Annotated in this window: 18 protein-coding genes and 2 pseudogenes; 6 read left to right on the forward strand and 14 right to left on the reverse strand. The window is 65.7% G+C overall.

Annotated features, from left to right (window positions below; translation table 11 throughout):
- Positions 1-307, forward strand: a 307-nt coding sequence (locus VGH54_RS25335) for a DUF2505 domain-containing protein (protein ID WP_331514884.1), incomplete at its 5' end; no start/stop codon positions are given.
- Positions 308-319: 12 nt separating this feature from the next.
- On the opposite strand, the gene VGH54_RS25340 is transcribed toward VGH54_RS25335, so the two are convergent.
- A complete protein-coding gene (locus tag VGH54_RS25340; RefSeq protein ID WP_331514885.1) occupies positions 320-754 on the reverse strand; it encodes an SRPBCC family protein in 435 nt (144 codons plus the stop codon).
- 37 nt (positions 755-791) lie between these two features.
- On the opposite strand from VGH54_RS25340, the gene VGH54_RS25345 reads away from it, so the two are divergent.
- The 3 genes from VGH54_RS25345 to VGH54_RS25355 are packed head-to-tail and all read left to right on the forward strand — an operon-like array spanning position 792 to position 3,754.
- Entirely contained in the window at positions 792-1,640 is an 849-nt protein-coding gene (locus VGH54_RS25345; protein WP_331514886.1) for a carbon-nitrogen hydrolase family protein, read from the forward strand.
- On the forward strand, positions 1,637-2,599 hold the full coding sequence (locus VGH54_RS25350; protein ID WP_331514887.1) for a DUF2993 domain-containing protein: 963 nt from the start codon (positions 1,637-1,639) through the stop codon (positions 2,597-2,599). The genes VGH54_RS25345 and VGH54_RS25350 overlap by 4 nt, the downstream gene beginning before the upstream one ends.
- 12 nt (positions 2,600-2,611) lie before the next feature.
- Positions 2,612-3,754: a DUF2993 domain-containing protein gene (locus VGH54_RS25355; RefSeq protein WP_331514888.1), complete on the forward strand. Its 1,143-nt coding sequence runs from the start codon at positions 2,612-2,614 to the stop codon at positions 3,752-3,754.
- Between the two features lie 13 nt (positions 3,755-3,767).
- On the opposite strand, the gene deoC is transcribed toward VGH54_RS25355, so the two are convergent.
- The 6 genes from deoC to VGH54_RS25385 all read right to left on the reverse strand — a co-directional run bounded on the left by deoC (position 3,768) and on the right by VGH54_RS25385 (position 7,764).
- Positions 3,768-4,439, reverse strand: coding sequence for a deoxyribose-phosphate aldolase (gene deoC, locus VGH54_RS25360; RefSeq protein ID WP_331514889.1), 672 nt, complete (start codon positions 4,437-4,439; stop codon positions 3,768-3,770).
- Positions 4,439-4,870, reverse strand: coding sequence for a DUF2599 domain-containing protein (locus tag VGH54_RS25365; RefSeq protein ID WP_331514890.1), 432 nt, complete (start codon positions 4,868-4,870; stop codon positions 4,439-4,441). Before VGH54_RS25365 ends, deoC begins: the two co-directional genes overlap by 1 nt.
- Before the next feature lie 4 nt (positions 4,871-4,874).
- Positions 4,875-5,099, reverse strand: a complete 225-nt coding sequence (locus tag VGH54_RS25370; RefSeq protein WP_414688799.1) for a DUF2516 family protein — start codon at positions 5,097-5,099, stop codon at positions 4,875-4,877.
- A 166-nt stretch (positions 5,100-5,265) separates the two neighbouring features.
- Positions 5,266-5,877 carry a heparin-binding hemagglutinin gene (locus tag VGH54_RS25375; protein WP_331514891.1) on the reverse strand — a complete coding sequence of 204 codons (612 nt, stop codon included), beginning with the start codon at positions 5,875-5,877 and terminating at the stop codon, positions 5,266-5,268.
- A gap of 59 nt (positions 5,878-5,936) precedes the next feature.
- Entirely contained in the window at positions 5,937-6,329 is a 393-nt protein-coding gene (locus VGH54_RS25380; protein WP_331514892.1) for a helix-turn-helix transcriptional regulator, read from the reverse strand.
- A gap of 106 nt (positions 6,330-6,435) precedes the next feature.
- Positions 6,436-7,764: a DUF445 domain-containing protein gene (locus VGH54_RS25385; protein WP_331514901.1), complete on the reverse strand. Its 1,329-nt coding sequence runs from the start codon at positions 7,762-7,764 to the stop codon at positions 6,436-6,438.
- Positions 7,765-8,030: 266 nt separating this feature from the next.
- Between VGH54_RS25385 and VGH54_RS25390 the strand changes: the two genes are divergently transcribed.
- Both VGH54_RS25390 and VGH54_RS25395 read left to right on the forward strand, forming a co-directional pair.
- Complete coding sequence (locus VGH54_RS25390) at positions 8,031-8,732, forward strand: TetR/AcrR family transcriptional regulator (RefSeq protein ID WP_331514893.1); 702 nt, start codon at positions 8,031-8,033, stop codon at positions 8,730-8,732.
- An 18-nt stretch (positions 8,733-8,750) separates the two neighbouring features.
- Positions 8,751-9,812, forward strand: coding sequence for a prenyltransferase (locus VGH54_RS25395; protein ID WP_331514894.1), 1,062 nt, complete (start codon positions 8,751-8,753; stop codon positions 9,810-9,812).
- 21 nt (positions 9,813-9,833) lie between these two features.
- Here the strand turns inward: VGH54_RS25395 and VGH54_RS25400 are convergent, their stop codons facing one another.
- From VGH54_RS25400 to aceA, 7 genes and pseudogenes are all read right to left on the reverse strand, one after another.
- Positions 9,834-10,721: a cyclopropane mycolic acid synthase family methyltransferase gene (locus VGH54_RS25400; protein ID WP_331514895.1), complete on the reverse strand. Its 888-nt coding sequence runs from the start codon at positions 10,719-10,721 to the stop codon at positions 9,834-9,836.
- A gap of 89 nt (positions 10,722-10,810) precedes the next feature.
- Complete coding sequence (locus VGH54_RS25405) at positions 10,811-11,743, reverse strand: cyclopropane mycolic acid synthase family methyltransferase (RefSeq protein ID WP_331514896.1); 933 nt, start codon at positions 11,741-11,743, stop codon at positions 10,811-10,813.
- 146 nt (positions 11,744-11,889) lie between these two features.
- A pseudogene (locus tag VGH54_RS25410) lies at positions 11,890-12,178 on the reverse strand (beta-ketoacyl-ACP synthase); the annotation flags it as partial.
- Positions 12,179-12,265: 87 nt separating this feature from the next.
- Positions 12,266-13,126 (reverse strand): 3-hydroxybutyryl-CoA dehydrogenase, encoded by an 861-nt coding sequence (locus tag VGH54_RS25415; protein WP_331514897.1) that lies wholly within the window; start codon positions 13,124-13,126, stop codon positions 12,266-12,268.
- Between the two features lie 57 nt (positions 13,127-13,183).
- Positions 13,184-14,566 carry an IS607 family element RNA-guided endonuclease TnpB gene (tnpB, locus tag VGH54_RS25420; RefSeq protein ID WP_331514898.1) on the reverse strand — a complete coding sequence of 461 codons (1,383 nt, stop codon included), beginning with the start codon at positions 14,564-14,566 and terminating at the stop codon, positions 13,184-13,186.
- Positions 14,566-14,702: pseudogene (locus tag VGH54_RS25425) on the reverse strand (IS607 family transposase); the annotation flags it as partial. The pseudogene VGH54_RS25425 and the gene tnpB, both read right to left, overlap by 1 nt.
- Positions 14,703-14,882: 180 nt before the next feature.
- A partial coding sequence (gene aceA / locus VGH54_RS25430) for an isocitrate lyase (RefSeq protein WP_331514899.1) occupies positions 14,883-16,028 on the reverse strand: 1,146 nt, incomplete at its 5' end.

The raw sequence follows: 16,028 nt of genomic DNA on the forward strand, positions 1-16,028 counted from the left end.
CGTCACCCAGTTCCACCGCGGCGATCTGCGCATCCGCCGCGAGGAGCGATGGGAGCCGATCACCGACGGCTCCGCGACGGCGATCGTCACGGGCTCGATCCTGGACTCGCCGGCGTCGTTGACCGGCACCGCGACGCTGGAGCCGGTGGCCGAATCGGGCGGCGCCCGGTTAAAAGTCCGGGCCACCGTCGAGGTGCGCATCCCGTTGGTCGGCGGCAAGCTAGAGAACTTCATCGGCAGCCAACTGGTCGAGTTGCTGATCCGCGAGCAACGCTTCACCACGACGTGGATCGGCGAAACCGCCTAGCCTGAGCGCGTTTCAGGCATCCCGCTCGGCGGTGGCGATCGCGCCCTTGAACATGTCGCCGATGACCTTCTTCAGCACCGGCGTCAACAGCCACTCAAGGCCGGGGATCTTGGGCGTCGACCGCAGGTGCCAGGTGGCCTCGGTTCCGGTCCCCGCTTCACGCAGCGAGACCGTGCCGACATGATCGCGGACCGGCGCGCCGGCGATCAACTTGTAGGCGTACCCGGAGGGTCGCTGGTAGGAGATGATCTCCTCGACGATCGCGGGCCCGACCGCCTCGAGGCGTCGGACCGCGCCGACACCGTTCGGCGCGGGAGTGCCCTCGCGATCCAGCGTGCTGCGACGGACCAACGGCATGTAGTCCGCGATCCCGCGGTGGTTGGTGAGGACGTCGAACACTTTCTCGATCGGCGCCGTCGTGGACTGCGTCAGAGTGAACTCAACCATGGCCATGATTCTGGCATCCGCCCCTAGGCTGGCAGGCATGCGGATTGCGGTGGCTCAGATTCTCAGTGGCACCGACCCCGCCGACAACCTGCAGCTGGTGCGGGACTACACGGGTCGGGCCGCCGAATCCGGCGCGTCGCTCGTGGTGTTCCCGGAAGCGACCATGTGCCGGTTCGGGGTTCCGCTGGCCCCGATCGCCGAACCGGTCGACGGGCCATGGGCTGCCGGCGTGCGCCGGATCGCCGCCGACGCCGGCATCACGGTGGTGGCGGGCATGTTCACCCCCGCCGACGACGGCCGGGTCCACAACACGCTGTTGGCCGTGGGCCCCGTGGGCTCGGGCATCGACGCCCACTACGACAAGATCCACCTCTACGACGCCTTCGGGTTCACCGAGTCGACCACGGTCGCGCCTGGCCGGGAGCCTGTCGTCGTCGACTTCGACGGTGTCGGGGTGGGGCTGACCACCTGCTATGACCTCAGGTTTCCCGAACTGTTCACCACGCTGGCCCGCCGCGAGGCGCAGCTGATCGTGGTCAGCGCATCGTGGGCCGCCGGCCCCGGAAAGCTCGGGCAGTGGACGCTGCTGGCCCGTGCCCGGGCGCTGGATTCCACCAGCTACATCGTCGCGGCCGGGCAGGCCGACCCCGGCGAACCGTTGGCCTCCAGCGCCCCGACCGGGGTGGGCGGGAGCCTGGTGGTTTCGCCGTTCGGCGACGTAGTGGCCGCAGCGGGGGCCGACCCCCAACTACTGGTTGCCGACGTCGCCCTCGAGCGGGTGGCGAAGGCCCGCGAGACTATTGCGGTGCTACGCAACTACTCAGCGTTCGCTAATCCGGATAAGTCAGCGTTCGCTAATCCGGATAAGGCAGAATCGCCCAGGTGACGAATCCGCAGGGACCGCCCCCGCAGGACCCGTCCTCGATGTGGGCGCGTCCGGGCAATCAGAGTTCGCCCACCGAGCCGGCACCGCAGGCCGGCCCCCCGGATCAACCAACGGCTCCGGCGACATATCCGTCGCCCGCCCAGGAATATCCGGCGACCGCGCCGTTTGACCACCAGCCGCCGTTGCAGGACACCGCTGAACCCGTGCAGCCCAAACGCCGCTTCCCCTTCCGCGGCGACCCGGTCTCGATCGTCCTCATACTGGTCATCGTCGCCGCGCTGGGCATCGCCGGTCTGGTCGGCGGCGAGCTATATGCCCGCCACCGGGCCAACAACGTCGTCGCGTCGGCGACCCAGTGCGTCATCCAGGACGGCGCCACCGCATCGTTCGGCTCGAGCCCATTCCTGTTGCAGCACTTGACCGGTCACTATAAGGACATCACGATCCACACAGCCGGCCACAACATCCGCAACGCCAAGGGCATGAAGGCCGACATCGAGATCGACGACGTCGATCTGCACGGCAACGCCGATTCCAAGGGGACCATCGGCAAGCTGGACGCCAACATCACCTGGACGTCTGACGGCATCCAGGAGACCGTTCAGAATTCCTTGCCGTTCATCGGAGGCTTGGTCAACGGCGTCACGACCGACCCCAGCGCCGGCACCATCGAGCTCACCGGAGCGATGGGTCTGGGCGGCGTCACCGTGAAGCCGCAAGTCACCGACGGCCAGCTGACGCTGCAGGTCTACAAGGTCAACGCGCTCGGCGTCCTCATCCCCCACGAGACCGCCCAGACCGCGTTGAACACCTTCGCCGCGGCGCTGCTCAAGCAATATCCGCTGGGTATCAAAGCCGATAGCGTGAAGGTCACCAATGACGGTGTGGTGGCGCACTTTTCGACGCACAACGCATCGATTCCGGCCGCCCAAAACGACCCCTGTTTCGCCCATGTCTAGCCCAGGACGCCGATGACGAATCCACCGCAAGGCCCCGACAACGGCGGTCCGCCCGAAAGAGGCCGCCCGCCGCAGCCGCCCGGACCACCCAACCGCGGCTTCATCCCGCGCCGTCAGCCTCCGCCACCGTCGGAGTCACCGACGCGCCACATCCCCCAGCCGGGGCGCCCGCAGCCACCGTCGGGTCGTGACGTGCCACGGCCACCGCAACCCGGGCGTCCGCCGGGCCGGCCGCCACAGCAACCGCCCCCGCCGCCGCGCCAACCGCGCCAGGCCGGCCTGCCGCCCAACCCGCGGCCGCAGCAGCCGGGCCCTCCGGCCCCGCACGAAAGCCTGACCACCCGGATATCGACACCGACGCCGCCGCCGCCGCCACCCGCGGAGTCGAAGGAATCGGGCGGCCGTAAGTTCTTTGCCAATCGGACGTCGATGTTGTTGTTCCTGGTGATCGTGGCGCTGCTCATTGTCGCGGTGCCGATCGGTGCGGAGCTATACGCTCGCCATCTCGCGGCCAGCAAGGTGGCCGACGCGGTGCAGTGCGAGGTGCAGGACAGCGCCAGCGTGTCTTTCGCCGCAACCCCGCCGGTGCTGTGGCAGTACCTCACCAGCCATTTCACCGACATCTCCGGGCAGACTGCGGGCAATCAGGTGCGGTCGGCCAAAGGCATGAAGGTGAGCCTGGACATCCACGACATCAATCTGAACAGCACCAATAACTCCAAGGGCACGATCGGGTCGCTGAACGGCACCATCACCTGGACCGCGGATGGCATCAAGCAGTCGATCCAAGAGGCCGTCCCGGTGCTCGGCAAGTTTGTCGCCGGCGAGGTCACGACCAACCCCGGCGACGGCACCATTTCCCTGAAGGGCCTTTTGGACGGCGCCACCGTCAAACCGCAGATCGTCAACAACGGACTGTCGCTGCAGGTGGTCAGCTTGAGCGCGCTGGGCTCCAAGATGTCGACGGACACCGTCCAAAAGAACCTCGACGACCTCACCTCCAAAGCGACCCAGAACTATCCGCTCGGCATCCACGCCGACAGCGTGAAGGTCACCGACAGCGGAGTGGAGGCGACGTTCTCGACCAGCAACGCCACCATTCCGGCATCGTCGTCGCAGCCGCAGTCCGGTCAGGACTGCTTCAGCGGAGTCTGAGCGCGCCCGACCTCTAGCTGAGCCCGTCCAGCACCGCGCGGGTGCTGGAAAGCCCCAGCCGGGTGGCGCCCGCATCGAGCATCGCCATGGCTGCGTCGGCCGTGCGGATGCCGCCGCTGGCTTTGATCCCCAACCGTCCGCCGACGGTGTCGGCCATCAACTGCACGGCGGCCACCGACGCGCCCCCGGCGGGATGAAAACCCGTGGAGGTCTTCACGAGATCCGCGCCGGCGTCTTCGGCGGCACGGCAGACGGCGGCCAGGGTGCGTTCGTCGGCAAGGGTCAACAGGGCAGCCGACTCGACGATCACCTTGAGCACGGCGCCGGGCACTGCGGCGCGTACCGCAGCGATGTCCGACCGCACGGCGTCGATGTCGCCGGCGATTGCCGACCCGACGTCGATGACCATGTCGATCTCGCCGGCGCCGGATGCGATGGCCTGCGCGGCTTCTCGCGCCTTCAGCTCAGGTAGGTGCTTGCCCGACGGGAAACCCGCGACCGCGGCGACCAACACCCCGGCATGGGTTGCGTGGGACACCATCGACGGCGAGACGCAGACCGCGCAGACGCCCAGCGCCGCTGCTTCGTCGGCGACCGCGGCCACCTCGGCGGCGGTGGCTTCGGGCTTGAGCAGGGTGTGGTCGACCAGAGCGGCCACCTGCTCGCGGGTCCATCCGCCGGGCATCAGAACGGCTCGCGCCCGCCGCCGGGATTGCAGCCGGCACTGACCATCGTCGCGTCGTCGACAACCGGGCGCCACGGCTCCAGATTCCAACTGACCTTCCCGGGTTGCAGAGTCTCGGCAAAATCCCAGTGGCAGCGGAACTGATTGTGCATGCCGGGGGTGTTGGCCTGCGGCGCCTGGGCGAGCACCTCGGACCACGCCTCGTCGGCCTCGGGGCTCGACGACCCGAGTCGTCTGGCCGCCGCCCGGCCATTGGCCGTCGGATACACCCGCAGACTGGACAGCTGATTCCACCGGGACTCCTGGGTCCAGAGGGCGCTGTCCACATACGGCGGCGCGAAAGCCAGCGCGCTGGGACCCGGTTCGGCGGACGCCGGCGCGACCCCCGACAGCACGCCGATCGCAGTCACCGCGAGGATCAGAACTCGCATCCCGTTATCGCGACTTACCCTGAATCTCAAGAAGTTTGGGCCGCACATCGACCAGGTAGACACCGGCTGCGCAGGCACCCAAGGTCGCCCCGAGTGCACTGAGCATCATGGTCAGCGGCACCGAGGCGCCCAAGATCAACAACCAGACTGGTTTGGTCAGCTTGTCGGCAGCCGTGTAGGCGTCGGGCCGCTGCATTGCTGCGTGCACCAAGGCGTAGAGCGCCGTCATCGCCACGGCGATCTGCAGGACCAAAAGGACGCTATTCACAAGGCTCACGCAATAAGCGTAAGCGGGAGGCGCCAGAAACGTCGACTCCGAGTCACCCTGACGGGCGACTCGGAGTCAAGTGGTTGGTCGGTCCGCGCCGCCCGAGTGGGCAACACGGACCGCCGGATTACTTCTGGGTGACCTTCTTGGCCGGAGCCTTCTTGGCCGGAGCCTTCTTGGCCGGGGCCTTCTTGGCCGGGGCCTTCTTGGCGACAGCCTTCTGGGCCTTCTTGGCGGCCCCGTCGGTCTTCTTCGGCAGCTCGATGCCGACCAGCTTGGCGGCACGCTCGCCGACCGCGCGGGTCTGCGACGCAACGGTGCCCAGCGCCTCCTGAGTCAGCTCGACCGCCTGGTCGACGTAGCCCTCGGCACGCGCCGAGGCGTCGTCCAGACCGGACTGGCTGCGCAGGCGCTCCAGAGCGGCCTCGCCACGCTCGACCAGCTCGTTGTAGCGCGAGGTCGCAGCCTCGACGTAGCCCTCAGCGGCGCTGCGGAGCTCGTCTGTGGTGAAGCGTTCGCGCAGGTCGCGCAGCTGCTCGGGCAGCTCCTCCTGCAGCTTGGTCAGGCGAGCACGGCTCTCCTCGACCCGGCTGCGGGTGTCGGTGCGAGTTTCTTCGGCGCGCTCACGGAGTTCGCCGAGCAGGTCGTTGACCGTGGCCAGGGCCAGATCAGCGGCGCCCAGTGCGGCGAGCAGCGGGGCCTTCAGGTCTTCGATGGACGGGTTGTTGTTGTCCGCCATGGTGTGGTTCCTTTCGTCATTCTCGTTGTGCGTCAATGGGTTACCGTTGGGTTCCGGGTTTATGCAGTGGTGGTCTCCTCCCGGGCAGCCTCGTTTTGCTGCACGAAGGACGTGTAGATGTCCAGCAGAACCTGCTTCTGCCCCTCGGTGATCGTCGTGTCGGTGACGATCACGTCGCGGACCTGGTTTTTCGGGCCGGGCTCGAGCATTCCGGCCTGGACGTAGAGAACCTCGGCGGAGACCCGCAGCGCCTTGGCGAGTTGGTTGAGCACACCCGCCGAGGGCTTACGCAATCCGCGCTCGATCTGGCTGAGATAGGGATTGCTGACACCGGCTTTTTCCGCCAGTTGTCGCACCGAAACCTGAGCCGCCTCACGCTGGGCTTTGATGAAGCTGCCGATATCCGACGCAGCGGTGGACACCACAGCGGCAAGGTTTTCCTCTTGCGTCATGGCGACTCCTCGCGTTGGCTGGTCGGTGCGAACGCGCTCACGGTAGCTAACTAGTGCTAGCTTTTGCAAGCACTGTTAGCACGGCTCAGAACTTTTGCAAGCACTCCTAGAAGAGCAGCTGCGCCAATCCGTAGATGATCAGGCCGGCCAGCGAGCCCACCACAGTGCCGTTGATGCGGATAAACTGCAGGTCGCGGCCCACGTGTAGCTCGATGCGCCGGCTGGCTTCCTCGGCGTCCCAGCGCTCGATCGTGTCGGTAATAATCGCTGTGATCTCTACCCCATATTGGGCGACCAGATGCTCGGCCCCGCGCACGATCCAGTTATCGACTTTGTCCCGTAATTCCGCGTCGTCCCGTAGCGATTCGCCGATGCTCACCACCGCGTCGGCGATGCGGGTGCGCAGTGCGCTGGACGGGTCGTCGACCCCTTCGAGCACCAGCCGTTTGAGCGTCGTCCAGGCCGTCGCCGCGGCGTTGGTGACTTCCTCGCGCGACATCAGCTGGTCTTTGACCGCCTCGGCTCGCGCGATGGTCGCGTCGTCGTGCTGCAGATCGTCGGCGAACTCGAAGAGGAAACGGGTCGCCGACCGTCGCAGCTCGTGATCGGGATTGCGGCGAACCTTGTCGGTGAAGTCCATCAGCTCGCGGTGGATGCGGTCGCCGACGAGATGGTCGATGAAGCGCGGCGACCAGGTCGGCGAATCCCGCTCGATCACCCGCTGGATCACCTCTCCGGCGTTCAGCGACCACTGGAAAGCCCGATCGGCCAGCAGTTGAATCAGGGCTTCCTGCCGGTTCTCGGCAAGAAGCGTGGACAGCACCCGTCCCACCGGCGGACCCCACTGCGGCTCGGCGATGCGCCGCACGATCATCCGGTCGATCACGTGCTGGACGTCCTCGTCGCGGAGCAGTTCCAGCAAGACCCGCAGCACGGTGGCCGACTCGGCGGCTACCCGCTCCGCGTGCGAGATGTCCGAGAGCCACTTGCCCAGCCGGCTCGGGATCTGCGCGTCGCGGATCTTGGTGCCTACCACCTCCGGCGACAGGAAGTTCTCCCGCACGAAAGTGCCGAGACCCTCGCCGAGCTGGTCCTTCTTGCGCTTGATGATCGCGGTGTGCGGGATCGGGATGCCCAACGGGTGCTTGAACAAGGCGGTCACCGCGAACCAGTCCGCGAGCGCACCGACCATGCCGGCCTCCCCGGCGGCTGCCACGTAGCCGACCCAGGCGTCGGTGATGCCGGCGGCCTGGGCCCACCGGCAACCGAGGAACACCCCGGTGGCGCCGATCAGAAAACTCAGCGCCACGACCTTCATCCGCCGCAGTCCCCGCCGGCGCTCGGCGTCGGCTTGCGGGTCTGCTCCGGCGAATGACTCCGCGAGGGATGCGGGTTTGGCATGCGCCTCCGGCGGCAGCCTGGCCGGGTCCGTCAGCGCCGTCGGGGGGCGCTGCGGATCGGCCCGGTGCTTGGGTCCCGGAGTGGGTCCCCCGTTCAGTCCGACTGCCACCCCACCATCATCCGCTACCGAAGTGGCTGCTCGGTGACGACACCGGTCGCCGGACCTGCGAAGGGCCGGCCAGTTTGTCGAGGTAACAGTTACCGCCCTGCGGCCACCACGCTGTTGTCTGAGGTCCAGGCGGGAAATCCCCGGAATTTAGCCGTACTATCGAGAATAACGACTGAATAGGAACGCCAATAGTGGCACAGCAGATCCCGGCCGGGACGGGAAAAACCGATGGCCGGAAGCGACGCTGGCACCAGCACAAGGTAGAACGCCGCAACGAGTTGATCGACGGGACCATCGAAGCGATCCGGCGCCGCGGCCAGTACGTGAGCATGGACGAGATCGCCGGCGAGATCGGCGTCTCCAAGACGGTGCTCTACCGCTACTTCGTCGACAAGAACGACCTGACCACCGCCGTGATGATGCGGTTCGCGCAGATCACGCTGATCCCCAACATGGCCTCGGCGCTGTCGTCGAACTTGGACGGCTTCGAACTGACCCGCGAAGTCATCCGGGTATACGTCGAGACCGTCGCGAACGAACCGGAGCCGTACCGGTTCGTGATGGCCAACAACTCGGCCGGCAAGAACAAGGTCGTCGCCGATTCCGAGCGCATCATCGCCCGCATGCTGGCGGTCATGCTGCGCCGCCGCATGCGACCGGAGGGCATGGATCTCGGCGGTGTGGAGCCGTGGGCATACATGATCGTCGGCGGGGTCCAGCTGGCCACCCACTCCTGGCTGCTGGACCCGCGGATGAGCGCCGACGAACTGATCGATTACCTGACCATGCTGAGCTGGAGTGCACTGTGCGGGATCGTCGAGGTCGGCGGCTCGTTGGAGAAGTTCCGCGGCCAACCTCATCCCTCGCCGATTGTGCCGCCACTGATCGATTAGCGGACTACGTTGGCGCCCATGACTGACGTGAAGGCGCGATCTCGCATCAGCTCCTGGGCGTACGCCCTGCGCACGACCAATCCGCCGCCGGACGGACCGGTCGACTTCGTCACCCGGTGGCTGGTCGTCACCCGGGCGGCGGTGCTGCCGATGACGTTGTTCGCCGGTCTGGTCGCCGCGCTGCTGGCGGTGGGTAAACCCGGATTGGATTGGCGCTGGCTCACTCTCGCGGTCATCGGAATCTTGTTGGCGCACACCGTCAATAACTTGATGAACGATTTGTTCGACACTCAGACCGGTCTCGACAGCAACACCTATCCGCGCGCCCTCTATGCCCCGCATCCGGTGCTGTCGGGTTTGGTCAGCCGCCGCACTCTGCTGGTCGCGATCGGCGTGGTCAACCTGGCCGACCTGGCGATCCTGATCGTGCTGACCTGGGCCCGAGGCTGGCCCGTGGTCGCGTTCGCGTTGTCCGGCTTCATCCTCAGCGTCGCCTACACGGCGCCGCCGGTACGGCTGAAGAAGCGCGGCCTCGGTGAACCGGATGTCTTTGTGGTGTGGGGCCCGCTGATGGTCTGCGGCACGTACTACTCCGCGGTCGGCAACGTCGGCTGGGACGTGCTGCTGGCGTCGCTGCCGTACGGGCTGCTCTGCACGACGGTGTTGATGGGTAAGCACATCGACAAGATCCCGTACGACGAGCCGCTGGGCATCCACACGCTGCCAGTGATTTTCGGCGCGGCGCGGGCGCGCGTGGTGACGCTGGCGATGATGGTCGGCTTCTACCTACTGGTGGTGGCCGCGGTGCTGGCCAAGGCACTACCGTGGCCGGCCCTGATCGTCGTGCTGGCGCTGCCGCGGCTGATCAAGGTGTGGCCGTACTTCCGCCGTCCGCCGCCGGATGAGCCGCCGGCCAACTTCCCGGTGTGGCCGCTGTGGTACGCGGCGTTGGCCTGGGTGCACGTGCGCCTGGCAGGCGCCCTGCTGGTTCTGGGTCTGGCGATCGCCGCGCTGCTTCAGTCCGATTTGCTCCGCTACTTCGGCGACTTCTCCCACGTGTACTGGCAGATGTCGGGGTAGCTCTCAGACGAGCGGGCTCCGCTAGCTCTTCACCAGGGTGAACTGGCCGACCTCGGAGACGTTGCGCTGGAAGAAGTCGGAGCATCCGATCAGGTAGCGCATGTATCGGTGGTAGACCTCCTCAGAGGTCACCGCGATGGCCTGGTCGCGGGCGGCTTCCAGCTCCTTCGACCAGGTATCGAGTGTGCGGACGTAGTGGGCGGTCATCTTCTGGCATCGCTCAACCGAAAAACCAGCGTTGGTCGAGTATTCGATGACATCGTCGTCGCTCGGCACCGCGCCGCCGGGAAAGATCTCCGCCGCGATGAACCTCATGAACTTCAGATCGCTCATGGTGATCGGGATGCCCATCTCCGGCCACCGCCTGAGCGGGTGCCCCATGATCGTCTGCAAGACCATTCGGCCGTCGCTGGGCATGATGCGGTAGCACAGGTCGAAGAAAGCCTTGTAACGCGACTTGGGAAACGCCTCGAATGCTTCGATGCTGACGATGCGGTCGGCGGGCTCGTCGAACTCCTCCCACCCGCGCAGCAGCACGCGCCGCGAGCGATCGGTCTCGACTGAATCGAGAATCTGCTGACCCAAAGCGCGCTGGTTCTTGCTCAGCGTCAGCCCGACCACGTTCACGTCGTACTGCTCGACTGCGCGCTTCATCACCGACGCCCAACCGCAGCCGACGTCGAGCAGTGTCATGCCGGGCTTCAGGCCGAGCTTGCCGAGTGCAAGGTCGATCTTGGCGATCTGCGCCTCTTCCAGCGTCATGTCATCGCGTTCGTAGTACGCACAGCTGTATGTGCGCGTCGAATCTTGGAACAGGCCGAAGAATTCGTTAGAGGTGTCGTAGTGGGCCTGGACGTCCTCGTAGGCGGGCCGCAATTTCGACGAGCCCTCCGACCCGCTGTCCGTCATCTGAGATTGGCCTTTCAAAGTGACCCGGGTTCGGGTCGCCAGGTTTCGATGCTGCGAACGATCTGTATAACGCACTTTGGTCATTCCGGCTACGCGGGCGCCTTTTCGCAGGTGAATTGACAGACGTCGGTGTAGCCCTGGCGGAACAGGTCGGCACAACCGGTCAAGTATTTCAGGAAGCGCTCGTAGACCTCCTCGGACGTGATCGCGATGGCCTCGTCCTTCTTCGATTCCAGGTTGCTTGCCCAGGTGTCCAGCGTGCGGGCGTAATGCGGGCGCAGCCGCTGCTTCTTGGTCACCGTGTACCCCGCATTGGTCGCACTGTCTTCAACCTGCGCGGCCAGCGGCAGACGACCGCCGGGATAGATCTCGTCCATGATGAATTTGATGAACCGCACTCGCGACATCGTCAAAGGCAGCTGCCGTTCTTTGATCTCCGCATCGCTCGGAATGATAATCGTGTGCAGCATCATCACGCCGTCATCGGGCATCAAATTGAACGTCTTTTTGAAGTAGTCGTCGTATTTGTTGAAGCCGAAGTGTTCGAAAGCGCCAATTGACACCACCCGGTCGACCGGCTCGTCGAAGTCTTCCCACGGCTGCAGACGGACTTCCATGTTGCGTTTGCTGGTCGAGTTGGCGAACCAGTGATCCTCGATGTGCTGCTTCTGGTTTTCCGACAGCGTCAATCCGATGACGTTGACGTCGTACTTTTCCACCGCCCGCATGATCGTCGAACCCCAGCCGCAGCCGATGTCGAGCAGCGTCATGCCGGGCTTCAGGCCGAGCTTGCCGAGGGACAGGTCGACCTTGGCCCGCTGCGCCTGCTCGAGCGTGTAGTCGTCCTTCTCGAAGTACGCACAGCTGTATGTCTGGGACGGGTCCTGCCAGAGCCGGAAGAATTCATTGGAGATGTCGTAGTGGAACTGGACTTCCTTCTTGTCCGAGCCGCGAGTTTGCGACGCAGACTTGGACAGCCACTTGGATTGGGCATTGGGCGTTGCGCTAGAGGTATCTGACACCGTTTGTCCTGAATCGAAATGAGTTATTGGCTGGGACTGCGCCGGTCTGCTCGACGCCGGGGTTGAGGTTACGCCCCACCCCGAGGAGCAAGAGTAACCGCTGACGCAAGTCTAATGCCGACCTCAGTATCTCCCGAAGGTCAACGCGCCTTAGGGGCGTAAACCTTCGGTGCGTGCGCCCCCAACGCTCGGCGGATTGCGTTCGCTTCCGCCCGGTCACCGGAAATGGTCGATGTCGCCCGAAGTGAGACCGGCGAGCTGGATCGCCTTCGTCATCGCGCGGCCGGCCTGCTCACCGCTGGGATCGCCCAGCACCGCCTGGTAGCCGTCCGAGGTTAGGCCGGCGCCCATAAGTCGGCCAATGATGTTGGCGCCGCGGGCTTTTGCGCGCTCCTCGGTTTCGAAGGTCATCATCGCGCCCGCCTCGCCGAACACAACGAACCCCGCCAGCATGACCGGGTTGAAGCCAGGTAAACGCGTAAGAGCAGGGCTTGCTAGGCGATAAGCCCAGGCGAAGGGACCTCAGTACGTGTAGAAACCCTTGCCGGATTTCTTGCCAAGCTGACCGGCCTCGACCATGCGTTGCAGCAGCGGCGGCGGGGCGTAGTGCGCATCCTTGAGCTCGTCGTACATGGCGTCGGCGATCAACTTCATGGTGTCGAGACCGATGAGGTCGGAAAGCCGCAACGGACCCATCGGATGCGACAGCCCGGCGACGATGGCGGTGTCGACGTCCTCCACCGACGCGACACCCGACTCGACCATGCGGATGGCCGACAGCAGGTATGGCACCAGCAGCGCGTTGACGACGAAGCCGGAGCGGTCGCCGCAGCGCACCACCTTCTTGCCGAGCACATCGCCGGCGAAGTGTTCAACGCGCGCCACGGCCTCTTCGGAGGTGACCAGCGTGCTGATCAACTCGACGAGCGGTAGTACCGGAACCGGATTGAAGAAGTGCAGACCCAGCACGCGGCCCGGATTCTTGGTCGCTGCAGCGATTTTCATGATCGGGATGCTCGAGGTGTTGGACGCGAGCACGGCGTCCGGGTCGGTGATGACCTCGTCGAGCTCAGCAAACACCTTCGCCTTGACGGCCTCGTTCTCGACGATCGCCTCGATGGTCAGTTGACGGTCGGCGAGCTCGGACAGCTTGCTGGTGTAGCGCAGCCGCGCCAGCGTCGCGTCGCGCTCGTCGGCGGGCAGCTTGCCCTTGCTGACGGCCCGCTCCAGCGATGCCTCGACCCGGGCCTTGCCCGCGGCGGCCAGCTCGTCGGTGGGCTCGAAGACCACCACGTCGGCGCCGGCCTTTGCCGATACCTCGGCGATGCCCGCGCCCATCTGCCCGGCCCCGATCACGCCGACGCGCTCAATCGCATTGCTCACTGTCGAAATCCTCTCTCGATATGCGTCAGGCCGTTGCGAGTGGGTGATCTTTGGTGATCACGCGACTCGCACCCCGTCTCGGGGTTGTTTCCCGGCCGGGTGGCCGGTTCCCTTCCGCGCTTCACGGCCACCAGCCCGGCTAGGCCGGGTCTTACGGTCGGCTCCACGCTTGACGGCGGCCCCAACTGGGCCGACGACGTTAACACTGTCCTCGTAACGTGCGAGGTTGATAGATGCGTTGTCGTCGCGATGATGTGACGCTGCCGAACACGCGTCACATTGCCAATGCTCCGACCATCCGATGTCCTGCACATGCCCGCAGGCATGGCAGGTTTTCGACGACGGGAACCAGCGGTCAGCAACGACCAGCTGCGACCCGTACCAGCCGGTCTTATAGGACAGGTGGCGCCGAGGTGTGCCTAGGGCCGCATCCGACAGACCACGCCGCCTTGCGCGGGCACCCGGCAAGCCCTTTTGCCGCACCATCCCCGCAGCGTCCAAACCTTCAACAACGATCCGGCCGTGGGTTTTAGCCAACCGTGTTGTCAGGACGTGCAGGTGATGAGTGCGAACATCGTTGACCCGGCGGTGTAACCGGGAAATCTGCGTGGTGCGTGCGCGGTACTGCCGCGATCCTTTTATGCAGCGCGACCGTGCCCGGCATAGTTGCCGCAGCTCACCCAACGCGGCGTCCAATGGTCGCGGGTTCTCGACTCGTTCGATCACGACACCATTGTGAGCGGCGACCGTCGCAAGACGGCGGACCCCGACATCGATACCAACCCGCGAATCGGGTAACGCGACGCCGGGTTGCTGGGGACGTTGGACAAGCACCCGCACGCTCGCGTCCAAGCGAGTGCCGTTGCGGCGCACTGAGATCGCGAGCACCCGCGCCCGCCCGGCCCGGATGAGGCGTTCGATGCGGCGGGTGTTCTCGTGTGTGCGGACCGTGCCGATCACCGGCAGCGTGAGGTGACGGCGGTCGGGTTCGACGCGCATCGCTCCGGTGGTGAAGCACACCCGGTCGCTGTCGCGGCCTTTGCGTTTGAACCGCGGGAACCCGACCCTTTTGCCAGTGCGCCTGCCCGCACGCCAGGTCTGCCAGTTCCAATAGGCGTCCACCGCGCCCCTGATTCCGTCGGCGTAGGCCTCCTTCGAGCATTCGGGCCACCACACCGCGCCGGTCTCCGCGTTGACACACACGTCATCTTTTACTGTGTTCCAGCGTTTCCGCAGCACCCCAAGGGACGGCTTCGCGGTCTGGATCCCGGCCGCATGCCACGCTTCGATATCGGCTTTCAGGGTGGCCACGGCCCAGTTGTAGGCCTTGCGCCGTGCACCGAAATGCCTTGCCAGCGACCTGGCTTGATCGTCAGCCGGGTCCAGCGTGAACCGGAACGCCTGCACACACCAGCCCTCAGGGACGCCAAACCTCGCCATCAGGCCACACCTCGCTCCCCGCGCGCTGCGGCAGCCACGAGTGCGCGCCTGGCGTTGTTCCGGCCGCCCGCTTACCAAACAGACGGGCACACATCGAGGTCAGGATCTCGGTCATATCCCGCATAAGGCCGCCATCGCAACACCATTACGCAGAGCCCACGCCGCCAGATTCATACATCTGTTGTTACAACAAACCACCGACAACTACCGATCACTCAACCCCAACAGCCGTCAGGCCCCGCCCAGGGTTTCCGGGCGGGGCCTGCGCTGTCAAGCCGACTGCTTTTGGCTACGGCCTGGGCTTAGTGGGCTCAGGTCAGTGGAACTGTCCTTCTTCGGTCGAGCCCGCGAGTGCGGTGGTCGACGACGTCGGGTCGACAGTGGTTGCGATCCGGTCGAAGTAACCGGCACCGACCTCGCGCTGGTGCTTGGTGGCGGTGTAACCGCGCTCCTCGGCGGCGAACTCGCGCTCCTGCAGCTCGACGTAGGCGCTCATCTGGTTGCGGGCGTAGCCGTAGGCCAGGTCGAACATCGAGTAGTTGAGCGCGTGGAAGCCGGCCAGCGTGATGAACTGGAACTTGAAGCCCATCGCGCCGAGCTCCTTCTGGAACCGAGCGATCGTCGAGTCGTCCAGGTGCTTGCGCCAGTTGAACGACGGCGAGCAGTTGTACGCCAGCATCTGGTCGGGGAACTCGCTCTTGACGCCCTCGGCGAAGCGACGGGCCAGGTCGAGGTCCGGAGTACCGGTCTCCATCCAGATCAGGTCGGAGTACGGCGCGTAGGCCTTGGCGCGGGCGATGCAGGGCTCGAGGCCGTTGCGGACCCGGTAGAAGCCTTCGGCGGTGCGCTCACCCGTGATGAACGGGCGGTCGCGCTCGTCGACATCCGAGGTGATCAGGGTCGCGGCCTCGGCGTCGGTACGGGCGATGACGACGGTCGGCACGTCGGCGACGTCGGCCGCGAGACGGGCCGAGGTCAGGGTGCGGATGTGCTGCTGGGTCGGGATCAGCACCTTGCCACCGAGGTGGCCACACTTCTTCTCCGAGGCCAGCTGGTCCTCCCAGTGCGAACCGGCGACACCGGCCGCGATCATGGCCTTCTGCAGCTCGTAGACGTTGAGCGCGCCTCCGAAGCCGGCCTCACCGTCGGCAACGATCGGGGCCAGCCAGTTCTCAACCGAGGTGTCGCCCTCGACCGCGGCGATCTGGTCGGCGCGCAGCAGCGCGTTGTTGATCCGGCGGACCACCTGCGGCACCGAGTTGGCCGGGTACAGGCTCTGGTCGGGGTAGGTGTGGCCGGACAGGTTGGCGTCGCCGGCGACCTGCCAACCCGACAGGTAGATGGCCTTCAGGCCGGCCCGAACCTGTTGCACGGCCATGTTGCCGGTCAGTGCGCCAAGGGCGTTGACGAACTCGAGGTCGTGCAGCTGGCTCCACAGCACCTCGGCCCCACGGCGGGCCAG

The organism is Mycobacterium sp., assembly GCF_036488105.1.
Lineage (GTDB): Bacteria > Actinomycetota > Actinomycetes > Mycobacteriales > Mycobacteriaceae > Mycobacterium.